Origin of the sequence: Rhodococcus sp. B50 (assembly GCF_013602415.1) — a bacterium.
In the GTDB taxonomy this organism is placed as follows: Bacteria; Actinomycetota; Actinomycetes; order Mycobacteriales; family Mycobacteriaceae; genus Rhodococcus.
In genome coordinates this window covers 1,479,544-1,491,245 of record NZ_WPAG02000002.1, presented here as the reverse complement: position 1 = coordinate 1,491,245, position 11,702 = coordinate 1,479,544, and the positions used below count along the sequence as shown (strand labels likewise).

Genomic DNA, 11,702 nt, shown 5'->3' with positions numbered 1-11,702 from the left:
GAACAGGAGACACACAGGTGACGCCGCAGGTGCTCATCCGCAACGTCCGCCTCTACGGCGAGGGCGACCCGGTCGACGTGCTGCTCGGCGACGAGCAGATCCTCGCCGTCGGAACCGACCTCGATGCCGTCGACGACGCGGAGATCGTCGACGGCACGGGGCAGATCATGCTCCCGGGCTTCGTCGACCTGCACACGCACCTGCGAGAACCCGGCCGCGAGGACACCGAGACCGTCGACTCCGGCTCGGCCGCCGCAGCGCGCGGCGGGTACACCGCGGTCTTCGCCATGGCCAACACCGATCCGGTGGCCGACTCGGTGGTCGTCACCGATCACGTGTGGCGCCGCGGCCGCGAGGTCGGGCTCGTCGACGTCCACCCCGTGGGTGCCGTCACCGTCGGGCTCGAGGGCAAGCAGCTCGCCGAGATGGGCACCATGGCCGCCGGTGTCGGCGGAGTGCGGATGTTCTCCGACGACGGCAAGTGCGTCTACGACCCGCTGCTCATGCGTCGCGCGCTCGAGTACTCCGCCTCGCTCGGGGTGCTCATCGCCCAGCACGCCGAGGAACCGCGTCTGACCGTCGGTGCCGTCGCCCACGAGGGACCGACCGCGGCACGACTCGGCCTGGCCGGCTGGCCGCGCGCCGCCGAGGAGTCCATCGTCGCCCGCGACGCGCTGCTCGCCCGCGACGCCGGGGCGCGCGTGCACATCTGCCACGCCTCCACGGCCGGGACGGTCGAGCTCGTCCGCTGGGCACGTTCGCAGGGCATCGCGATCAGCGCCGAGGTCACGCCTCATCACCTGCTTCTCGACGACTCGCGTCTCGAGAGCTACGACGGCATCAACCGGGTCAACCCGCCCCTGCGGGAGCGGAGCGACGTCGAGGCATTGCGACGCGGACTGGCCGACGGGACCATCGATTGTGTGGCCACCGACCACGCCCCGCACGCCGAGCAGGACAAGTGCTGCGAGTTCTCGCAGGCACGTCCGGGAATGCTCGGACTGGAGACGGCGTTGTCCGTCGTGATCGAGACGATGGTCCGGCCCGGGCTGCTGGACTGGCGCGGCGTCGCGAAGGTGATGAGCGAGCGTCCCGCGGAGATCGTGGGTCTCGACGATCAGGGCCGGCCCCTCGACGTGGGCGAGCCCGCGAACGTCGTGCTCGTCGATCCGGACTCCGAGTGGACGGTGCGCGGCCCCGACCTCGCGAGCATCTCCCACAACACGCCCTACGAAGACATGACCCTTCCGGGCCGGGTCACCACCACCGTGTTGCGCGGGCGGATCACCGCCCGCGACGGTGAGGTGTTCCCGCGCACGGGCGAAAGGTAGGACCCGACATGGATCGCTTTCTTCTCACCGTCGGTTTCCTCGCGCTGTGGGTCGTGCTCGTCCTGCTGATGTGGAAGGGATGGAAGGGACGCGTCCGACGGCAGCAGGACGTCGTCGGCGAACTGCCGACCGTGCCCGCGGAGCTGGGGGAGCGGCTCGTCGAGCCGAGCACGGGCCTGTACGTCGGCAGCACCCTCGCCCCGAGCTGGCAGGACCGCGTCGCGGTCGGCGATCTCGGACACCGCGCGAACGCGGAACTGTCGCGCTACCGATCCGGTGCCCTGCTCGAACGCGACGGTGCATCCCCGATCTGGATCCCGCAGGACTCGATCCGGGCGATCCGCACCGAGCGCGGGCTGGCAGGCAAAGTCATGTCCAAGGACGGGGTGCTGGTCATCCGCTGGGAGCTGCCCTCGGGGACCGAGATCGACACGGGCTTCCGCGGCGACGACAAGTCGATCTACCCGCTCTGGACGAACGGGAACGACGAAAAATCTTGAGACGGTGACGATCACAACGACGATGACGATCACGACGAACAACACGACGATCACGACACGCGAGATCTCAGCCTGTGCGGCCGGCTCTGGTGCGGTCGATAAGAACGGAGACAACGCATGAGCGGCAGAACATTCGGCGGCGGCACCGCGGTGCTGGTCCTCGAGGACGGGCGTGCCTTCCGCGGCACCACTTTCGGCGCGGTCGGCCAGACGCTCGGCGAGGCCGTGTTCACCACAGCGATGACCGGCTACCAGGAAACCCTCACCGATCCGAGCTACCACCGCCAGATCGTGGTTGCCACCGCACCGCAGATCGGCAACACCGGCTGGAACGACGAGGACAACGAATCGGTCGGCCCCGACGGCAACGCGGCCGACTCGAAGATCTGGGTGGCCGGCTACGTGGTGCGCGATCCGTCGCGCACCACCTCGAGTTGGCGCGCCACCGGTTCCCTGCAGGACGAACTCGAACGGCAGAAGGTCGTCGGGATCGCGGGCATCGACACCCGCGCGCTCGTGCGGCACCTGCGCACCCTCGGCTCGATGCGCGCGGGAATCTTCTCGGGCGATGCACTCGCCTGGAAGGGCGACGACCTCGACCTCGACGCACTCCTCGACCGCGTCAAGGCGCAGCCTCCGATGCTCGGCGCGAACCTCGCACGCGAGGTCACGACCACCAGCGGCTACGTCGTCGAACCCGAGGGTGAGGCGCGCTTCGACGTCGCAGCCCTCGACCTGGGGATCAAGAGCAACACCCCGCGACTGCTGGCTGCGCGCGGGATCCGCGTCCACGTGCTGCCCGCCACCACGACCCTGCACGACATCCTCGACCTGAAGGCCGACGGCGTGTTCCTGTCCAACGGTCCCGGCGACCCCGCCGCCGTCGGCGACGTGGTGCACCTGACGAAGGAGATCCTCGGCCAGGGTCTGCCGTTGTTCGGTATCTGCTTCGGCAACCAGATCCTCGGCCGCGCGCTCGGCTTGAACACCTACAAGATGAAGTTCGGCCACCGCGGCCTGAACATCCCGGTCATCGACCACGAGACCGGGCAGATCGCGATCACCTCCCAGAACCACGGCTTCGCGCTCGAAGGTGAGGCGGGCCAGGAGTTCGACACCCCGTTCGGCCGTGCGAAGGTCACCCACACCTGCGCCAACGACGGTGTCGTCGAGGGCGTCCGACTGCTCGACGGTTCGGCGTTCTCCGTGCAGTACCACCCCGAGGCGGCGGCCGGTCCCCACGACGCCGTCGACCTGTTCGATCGTTTCACCCGCCTGCTCGAGGGAGAGAAGAACTAAATGCCACGCCGTACCGATCTCTCCCACGTCCTGGTCATCGGCTCCGGTCCGATCGTCATCGGGCAGGCCTGCGAGTTCGACTACTCGGGCACCCAGGCGTGCCGGGTGCTCCGCGAGGAGGGCCTGCGGGTCTCCCTCGTGAACTCGAACCCGGCCACGATCATGACCGATCCCGAGTTCGCCGATGCGACCTACATCGAACCGATCACCGCCGACTACGTCGAGAAGGTCATCGCGACCGAGCAGGCCAACGGCACGCCCATCGACGCGGTGCTCGCGACGCTCGGCGGCCAGACCGCGCTCAACACCGCCGTCGCGCTGTCCGAGCGCGGCATCCTCGACAAGTACGGCGTCGAACTGATCGGCGCCGACTTCGACGCCATCCAGCGCGGCGAGGACCGGCAGAAGTTCAAGGACATCGTCACCAAGTGCGGCGGCGAATCCGCCCGCTCGGCCGTCTGCTACACGATGGACGAGGTCCGTGCGACCGTCGCCGAGCTCGGCTTCCCCGTCGTGGTGCGTCCGTCCTTCACGATGGGCGGCCTCGGCTCCGGCATGGCCTACGACGACGCCGACCTCGAGCGCATCGCCGGCGGTGGCCTCGCGGCCTCGCCCACCGCGAACGTACTCATCGAGGAATCCATCCTCGGCTGGAAGGAATACGAGCTCGAGCTCATGCGCGACGGCGCCGACAACGTCGTCATCGTCTGCTCGATCGAGAACGTCGACCCGGTCGGTGTGCATACCGGCGACTCGGTGACCGTCGCCCCCGCGATGACGCTCACCGACCGTGAGTACCAGCAGATGCGCGACCTCTCGATCGCCATCCTGCGCGAGGTCGGTGTCGACACCGGCGGCTGCAACATCCAGTTCGCGATGGATCCGCGCGACGGCCGGCTCGTCGTCATCGAGATGAACCCGCGCGTGTCGCGGTCGTCGGCGCTCGCATCGAAGGCCACCGGCTACCCGATCGCGAAGATGGCCGCCAAGCTCGCAATCGGCTACACGCTCGACGAGATCGTCAACGACATCACCAAGGAGACCCCGGCCTGCTTCGAACCCAGCCTCGACTACGTCGTGGTCAAGGCCCCGCGGTTCGCGTTCGAGAAGTTCCCCGGTGCCGACGGCACTCTCACCACCACCATGAAGTCGGTCGGTGAGGCCATGTCGATCGGCCGCAACTTCACCGAGGCCTTCGGCAAGGTGCTGCGCTCGCTCGAGACCAAGTCCGCCGGTTTCTGGACCGGTCCCGAGGTCGAGGGCACGCTCGAACAGATCCTCGAGGAGATCCGTACCCCCACGGACGGCCGGTTCTACCGGATCGCCCGGGCGCTCGAGCTCGGTGCGACCGTCGAGCAGCTCTTCGACGCCACGAAGATCGACCCGTGGTTCCTCGAGCAGTTCGCGTACATCGTCGAGCTGGGCGAGGATGTCCGCACGGCCGAGCAGTTCGGTGCCACCGAGTTGCGCTTCGCCAAGCACCACGGCTTCTCCGACCGCCAGATCGCGGCGCTGCGTCCGGGGCAGTTCGCCTCCGAGGACGACGTCCGCGCCCTGCGTCGGGAGCTGGGCATCCACCCGGTCTACAAGACCGTGGACACCTGCGCGGCCGAGTTCGAGGCGAAGACGCCGTACCACTACTCGACCTACGAGCTCGACCCCGCGGCCGAGACGGAGGTCGTCGAGCAGCGCGACAAGCCCAAGGTGCTCATCCTCGGCTCCGGTCCGAACCGCATCGGCCAGGGCATCGAGTTCGACTACTCGTGCGTCCACGCCGCGCTGACGCTGTCCGAGGCGGGCTACGAGACCGTGATGGTCAACTGCAACCCCGAGACGGTCTCCACCGACTACGACACCGCCGATCGCCTGTATTTCGAGCCACTGACCTTCGAGGATGTCCTCGAGGTCTACCGCGCCGAGTGCGAGTCCGGCACCGTCGCGGGCGTCATCGTCCAGCTCGGCGGTCAGACCCCGCTCGGCCTGGCGCGCCGCCTGAAGGCCGCCGGTGTGCCGATCGTCGGTACCTCGCCCGAGGCGATCGACCTCGCGGAGGATCGCGGCGAGTTCGGTCGCGTGCTCGACGAGGCCGACCTGCCGGCCGCGAAGTACGGCACCGCCACCACTTTCGAGGGTGCGCGCGAGATCGCCGCAGGCATCGGCTACCCCGTGCTGGTGCGCCCGTCCTACGTCCTCGGTGGTCGCGGCATGGAGATCGTGTACGACGAGAAGGCTCTCGAGACGTACATCTCCAATGCGACCGAGATCTCCGACGATCGCCCGGTGCTCGTCGACCGCTTCCTCGACGACGCGGTCGAGATCGACGTCGACGCGCTGTGCGACGGCACCGACGTGTACATCGGCGGGATCATGGAGCACATCGAGGAGGCCGGTATCCACTCCGGCGACTCGGCGTGCGCGCTGCCGCCGATCACCCTCGGCCGTGCCGACATCGAGAACGTGCGCCGTTCGACGGCGGCGCTCGCGAAGGGTATCGGCGTCAAGGGCCTGCTCAACGTCCAGTACGCGCTCAAGGACGACATCCTGTACGTCCTCGAGGCGAACCCCCGCGCCTCGCGCACGGTGCCGTTCGTCTCCAAGGCCACGGCGGTGCAGCTCGCCAAGGCCTGCGCCCGGGTGATGCTCGGCGAGTCCATCGCGGATCTGCGTGCCGCGGGCATCCTCCCTGCCGAGGGTGACGGCAGCGACATCCCGCTCGACGCGCCGGTCGCGGTGAAGGAAGCGGTGCTGCCGTTCAACCGGTTCCGGCGTGCCGACGGCACGGGCATCGACACCCTGCTCAGCCCGGAGATGAAGTCCACCGGCGAGGTCATGGGACTCGACGACGACTTCGGCACCGCCTTCGCGAAGAGCCAGACCGCCGCCTACGGTTCGCTGCCCACCTCGGGCACGGTCTTCGTCTCGCTCGCGAACAAGGACAAGCGGTCGATGATCTTCCCGGTCAAGCACCTCGCCGACCTTGGCTTCCATATCATGGCGACCGTCGGTACGGCAGAAGTGCTGCGCCGCAACGGTGTTCCGTGCGAGCAGGTCTTCAAGGTCTCGGGCGAGGACAAGCCCGAGGGTGCTCTCGACATCGTCGATCGCATCCGTGCCGGCGACGTCGACATGGTCATCAACACCCCGTGGGGCAACGCCGGTCCGCGCGTGGACGGCTACGAGATCCGCAGCGCTGCGGTCGCTGCGAACATCCCGTGCGTCACCACGGTGCAGGGTGCCTCCGCCGCGGTGCAGGGCATCGAGGCGGCGTTGCGCGGCGAGATCGGCGTCAGCTCGATCCAGCGGATGCACGCGCGACTGCGCGGCGTACCCGCCGAACAGGCGTGAGGCCCTTCGGGCAGCGACTCGCGGACGCTCTCGGGCGCCGCGGGCCGCTGTGCGTGGGCATCGATCCGCACCCGGGTCTCCTCGCGGCATGGGGTCTCGGCGACGACGTCGACGGCCTGGCCCGGTTCAGTGAACTGTGCGTCGAGGCCTTCGCCGACACCGTCGCGGTCGTCAAGCCCCAGGTGGCGTTCTTCGAGGCCTACGGCTCCGCCGGTCTCGCGGTGCTCGAACGGTCCATCGCCGAGCTGGGGGAGGCGGGCGTGCTCGTGCTCGCCGACGCCAAGCGCGGCGACATCGGCTCCACGATGGACGCCTACGCCCGTACCTGGCTGTCGGACGGCTCTCCGCTGTGTTCGGATGCCGTGACCGTCTCTCCGTACCTGGGTTTCGGTTCGCTCGCCCCGGCGTTGGATCTGGCCGCCGGAACGGGCCGCGGGGTGTTCGTGCTCGCGGCCACCTCCAATCCCGAGGGTGCGCAGGTCCAGCGGGCCCGGGTCGCCGACGGACGCACCGTCGCGCAGGTCGTGGTGGACGAGTGCGCCGCCCGCAACTGCGCTGTCCCGGACGGCGGGGCCGCAGAGCTCGGATCCGTGGGTGTCGTGGTCGGGGCGACCCTCACCGAGGCTCCCGACCTGTCCGCCCTCCACGGGCCCATCCTGATGCCCGGAGTGGGCGCCCAGGGTGGCACCGCCGACGACGTGCGCCGACTTGCGGGCGACCACCTGCGGGCCGTCGTGCCCAACGTCTCGCGGGACGTGCTGCGGGCGGGTCCGTCCGTAGCGGAGCTGCGGGCCGCCGTGGCCCGCACCCTGGACGGCTTCGCCTTCCTGACGAACTGAGACGTTCGACTCTCGTGCCCGGATCGCCACGCGCGGTCCGGGCACGAGTCGTACATACCGCTGGTATGCACTCTGACCTGCGCTCGAAGCGGCGCGACACGCGGAATGGGAAGAAAAATTTCTCGGGCCGCCGAAGTGCCCGAACAGCAGGTCGCCGGCCACGGGAGTCGCGCTGCGCGCTGCGGAACTCTCAGATGCGCCGGATGCCCGTTCACCTGCGGTTTTCCGATGTTCGAGCAGGTCGGGACCGTTCATGGACGGCCGTCGGAACGCGCAGAATCCGCTGCGGAATCGGCGTGCACTACCGCACGGATTTTCGAGCGGATCGCCGGGGGGTGGGTTCGCATTCGTCGGTGGTCGTGAGTACGGTCGCTATCGCCGCTGGTTGCAGCGGTGAAGACTCGAAAGCCAACGATGAGACGGAGGAACCGTGGCCCTTCCCCAGCTGACCGATGAGCAGCGCGCCGCTGCTCTGGAGAAGGCGGCTGCTGCCCGTCGTGCCCGGGCTGAGCTCAAGGAGCGCCTCAAGCGCGGCGGCACCGACCTCAAGCAGGTGCTCAAGGACGCCGAGAACGACGAGATCCTCGGCAAGATGAAGGTGTCGGCTCTGCTCGAGGCCCTGCCGAAGGTCGGCAAGGTCAAGGCGCAGGAAATCATGACCGAGCTGGAGATCGCCCCGACCCGCCGTCTGCGCGGCCTCGGCGACCGTCAGCGCAAGGCCCTGCTCGCCAGGTTCGATTTCGACGCCTGAGCACGTGGTAGCTGACGCACGAACCGTGACGGACAGCGCACCCGCGACGCGGAGGGGCCGGCTGGTGGTACTGGCCGGGCCCTCCGCGGTGGGTAAGTCGACCGTCGTACGCCTGCTGCGGAGCCGGATCCCGGATCTGCACTTCAGCGTCTCGGCCACCACCCGGGAGCCGCGACCGGGCGAGGTGGACGGGGTGGACTACCACTTCGTCGGCCGCGCCGAGTTCGACCGGATGATCGACGCCGGTGAACTGCTCGAATGGGCCGACATCCATGGCGGTCTGCAGAGATCGGGCACCCCGGCCGAACCGGTGCGCGACGCACTCGCCGAGGGGCATCCGGTGCTCGTGGAGGTCGACCTCGCGGGAGCACGGGCCGTCCGGGCCGCGATGCCGGACGCAGTACTGGCATTTCTCGCCCCGCCCAGTTGGGAGGTGCTCGTCGAGCGCCTCACCGGCCGAGGCACCGAAACCGACGAGGTCGTTGCTCGCAGGCTCGATACCGCCCGCAGCGAACTGGCCGCGCAGGACGAGTTCGATGTCGTGATCGTCAACGACGATGTCGACCGGGCCTGCGATGAATTGGTATCCTTGTTGGTTGGACCCGGAACCGACTGACCGTCCGCGCCTCGTGCGCGTTCGGCTGCCGGTTTCGGCGCCCTCCCATCCCGCGACATCTCAGGAGAACACCGAGTGAGCAGCATCCAGGCAGCCGCGACCGACCTCGAGGGCAACGCCCTCCCGGTCTACGACACCCCCTCGGGTATCACCAACCCGCCTATCGACGAGCTGCTCGAGCGCGCCTCCTCGAAGTACGCGCTGGTGATCTACGCCGCCAAGCGCGCACGCCAGATCAACGATTACTACAACCAGCTCGGCGACGGCATCCTCGAGTACGTCGGCCCCCTCGTGGAGCCGGGTCTGCAGGAGAAGCCGCTGTCGATCGCCATGCGCGAGATCCACTCGGATCTGCTCGAGCACACCGAAGGCGAGTGAACAACCCCGCTTCGAGCGGCGAGGCCGGATCCGTGCAGCGCCGCCGCATCGTCGTCGGTGTCGCCGGCGGCATCGCCGCCTACAAGTCGTGCGCACTGATCCGCGCCTTCGCCGAGAGCGGACATCACGTGCGGGTCGTCCCGACGGAGTCCGCTCTCGAATTCGTCGGGCGCGCCACCTTCGAGGCGTTGTCCGGCAATCCCGTGCAGACCGGTGTGTTCGCGGACGTGCCGCAGGTTCCGCACGTGCGGCTCGGTCAGGAAGCCGACCTCGTCGTCATTGCGCCGGCGACCGCCGACCTGATGGCGCGGGCGGTTGCAGGTCGCGCCGACGACCTGCTCACGGCGACCCTGCTCACCGCGCGGTGCCCCGTGATGTTCGTGCCTGCGATGCACACCGAGATGTGGGAGCATCCCGCCACCGTCGACAACGTCGCGACCCTGCGTCGCCGCGGTGTGGTCGTCGTCGAGCCCGCGTCCGGTCGACTGACCGGTAAGGACACCGGCGCCGGGCGGATGCCCGAACCCGACGAGATCTTCACTCTGGCTTCGTTGGTGCTCGAACGCGCCGACGCACTGCCCCGCGACCTGGCCGGACGCCGCATCGTCGTGTCCGCCGGAGGTACCCGCGAGCCCCTCGATCCGGTGCGCTTCCTCGGCAACCGGTCGTCCGGCAAGCAGGGCTACGCACTCGCACGCCTCGCCGCGCAACGCGGCGCCGACGTGACCCTCGTCGCCGGCAGTGTCGCGGGTCTCGACGATCCGGCCGCGGTCGACGTCGTCCGGGTGCAGACGGCCGCGCAGATGCAGGACGCCGTCGCCAAGCACGCCTCCGGCGCCGACGCGGTGATCATGTCCGCGGCCGTCGCCGATTTCCGGCCGTCCACCTTCGTGACCAGCAAGATCAAGAAGGGGGCGGGCGAACCCGACTCCATCGCGCTGACGAAGAACGACGACATCCTCGCCGGGCTCGTCCGGGCACGTACCGAAGGGGGCCTCTCCGCGGAGACGGTCATCGTCGGGTTCGCGGCGGAGACCGGCGACGAACACGGTGACGTGCTCACATACGCCCGGGAGAAGCTCGCCCGCAAGGGATGCGATCTTCTCGTCGTCAACGCCGTCGGAGAAGGCAAGGCGTTCGAGGTCGACGACAACAACGGCTGGTTGCTGTCCGCGGATGGTTCGGAGACCGCCCTCGCTCACGGATCGAAGGCTCTCATGGCCAGTCGCGTACTCGACGCGCTCGGACCTCTGCTGGCGGAACGCAGCAGAATCGGGTGATTTCAATACTCGCGCCGACGCCTGCGCGGGATGTAGCGTCGGCACTGCGATCGGGTCTTTTCGACCCGTTCGGGGAGCGCACGCTCCACACGGTTTGTCCGTCCAGCGCCTGGCGCACAGTCGAGAGGGAGTTTCGTGAGCAAGACCGGCGGTCGTCTTTTCACCAGTGAGTCCGTGACGGAAGGGCATCCGGACAAGATCTGTGACGCGATCAGCGACTCGGTTCTCGACGCGCTCCTCACCGAGGATCCTCGTGCCCGGGTAGCGGTGGAAACCCTTGTGACCACGGGACAGGTGCACGTGGTGGGTGAGGTCACCACCTCTGCGTACGCCGACATCCCCAAGATCGTGCGCGATCGCGTGCTCGAGATCGGCTACGACTCGTCGTCGAAGGGCTTCGACGGCAACTCCTGCGGCGTCAACATCGCCATCGGCGCCCAGTCCCCGGAGATCGCCGGTGGCGTCGACGTCGCCCTCGAAGCGCGCAGCGGTGTACTCACCGACGACGAGGTCGCGCTGCAGGGCGCCGGCGACCAGGGACTGATGTTCGGATACGCGTGCTCCGACACGCCCGAGCTGATGCCGCTGCCGATCTCCCTCGCCCACCGCCTGTCGCGGCGCCTCACCGAGGTCCGCAAGTCGGCGGTCCTGCCGTACCTGCGCCCCGACGGCAAGACCCAGGTCACGATCGAGTACGAGGGCGACAAGCCCGTCCGCCTCGACACGATCGTCATCTCGACGCAGCACGCTGCCGATATCGACCTGAACAACCTGCTCACGCCGGATCTGCGCACCCACGTCGTCGACGCGGTGCTCGCCGATCCGAATCTGGCCGATCTCGACACCGCTGACGTGCGCCTGCTGGTCAACCCGTCCGGATCGTTCGTCCTCGGCGGTCCCATGGGCGATGCCGGCCTGACCGGCCGCAAGATCATCGTCGATACCTACGGCGGTATGGCCCGTCACGGTGGCGGTGCGTTCTCCGGCAAGGACCCGTCGAAGGTCGACCGTTCGGCCGCCTATGCGATGCGCTGGGTCGCCAAGACTGCCGTCGCCGCCGGCCTCGCCGAGCGCATCGAGGTACAGGTCGCCTACGCGATCGGCAAGGCCGCCCCGGTCGGTCTGTTCGTCGAGACCTTCGGCACCGAGAAGACCGATCCGGCCCGTATCCAGCAGGCGATCGGCGAGGTCTTCGACCTGCGTCCGGGCGCGATCATTCGCGACCTCGACCTGCTGCGCCCGATCTACGCGCAGACCGCTGCGTACGGTCACTTCGGCCGTAGCGACATCGACCTGCCGTGGGAGAACACCGACCGCGCCGACAAGCTGCGCGCGGCCGCCGGTCTGTAGATTCCGATCGGGC

10 protein-coding genes are annotated in these 11,702 nt (G+C 68.7%); all 10 read left to right on the top strand.

Annotation, left to right across the window (positions count from 1 at the left end):
• Nucleotides 1-17 precede the first annotated feature (17 nt).
• The 10 genes from GON09_RS07155 (at nucleotide 18) to metK (ending at nucleotide 11,689) form a co-directional block, all read left to right on the top strand.
• A complete protein-coding gene (locus GON09_RS07155) occupies nucleotides 18-1,331 on the top strand; it encodes a dihydroorotase (RefSeq protein WP_213931203.1) in 1,314 nt (437 codons plus the stop codon).
• A gap of 8 nt (nucleotides 1,332-1,339) precedes the next feature.
• The gene (locus tag GON09_RS07150; RefSeq protein WP_213931202.1) at nucleotides 1,340-1,831 is read left to right on the top strand and encodes a PH-like domain-containing protein; all 492 of its coding nucleotides are present in this window, start codon (nucleotides 1,340-1,342) and stop codon (nucleotides 1,829-1,831) included.
• Between the two features lie 117 nt (nucleotides 1,832-1,948).
• Entirely contained in the window at nucleotides 1,949-3,130 is a 1,182-nt protein-coding gene (carA, locus tag GON09_RS07145) for a glutamine-hydrolyzing carbamoyl-phosphate synthase small subunit (RefSeq protein WP_213931201.1), read from the top strand.
• Nucleotides 3,131-6,475, top strand: a complete 3,345-nt coding sequence (gene carB / locus GON09_RS07140; RefSeq protein WP_213931200.1) for a carbamoyl-phosphate synthase large subunit — start codon at nucleotides 3,131-3,133, stop codon at nucleotides 6,473-6,475.
• On the top strand, nucleotides 6,472-7,314 hold the full coding sequence (gene pyrF, locus GON09_RS07135) for an orotidine-5'-phosphate decarboxylase (protein WP_213931199.1): 843 nt from the start codon (nucleotides 6,472-6,474) through the stop codon (nucleotides 7,312-7,314). The genes carB and pyrF overlap by 4 nt, the downstream gene beginning before the upstream one ends.
• A 430-nt stretch (nucleotides 7,315-7,744) precedes the next feature.
• Complete coding sequence (mihF, locus tag GON09_RS07130; protein WP_006551450.1) at nucleotides 7,745-8,065, top strand: integration host factor, actinobacterial type; 321 nt, start codon at nucleotides 7,745-7,747, stop codon at nucleotides 8,063-8,065.
• Nucleotides 8,066-8,129: 64 nt separating this feature from the next.
• Complete coding sequence (gene gmk / locus GON09_RS07125; protein ID WP_307854503.1) at nucleotides 8,130-8,681, top strand: guanylate kinase; 552 nt, start codon at nucleotides 8,130-8,132, stop codon at nucleotides 8,679-8,681.
• Between the two features lie 57 nt (nucleotides 8,682-8,738).
• Complete coding sequence (rpoZ, locus tag GON09_RS07120; RefSeq protein WP_371053292.1) at nucleotides 8,739-9,059, top strand: DNA-directed RNA polymerase subunit omega; 321 nt, start codon at nucleotides 8,739-8,741, stop codon at nucleotides 9,057-9,059.
• A complete protein-coding gene (gene coaBC, locus GON09_RS07115; protein ID WP_213931197.1) occupies nucleotides 9,056-10,339 on the top strand; it encodes a bifunctional phosphopantothenoylcysteine decarboxylase/phosphopantothenate--cysteine ligase CoaBC in 1,284 nt (427 codons plus the stop codon). Before rpoZ ends, coaBC begins: the two co-directional genes overlap by 4 nt.
• 135 nt (nucleotides 10,340-10,474) lie before the next feature.
• Complete coding sequence (gene metK / locus GON09_RS07110) at nucleotides 10,475-11,689, top strand: methionine adenosyltransferase (RefSeq protein WP_213931196.1); 1,215 nt, start codon at nucleotides 10,475-10,477, stop codon at nucleotides 11,687-11,689.
• Nucleotides 11,690-11,702: the final 13 nt, after the last annotated feature.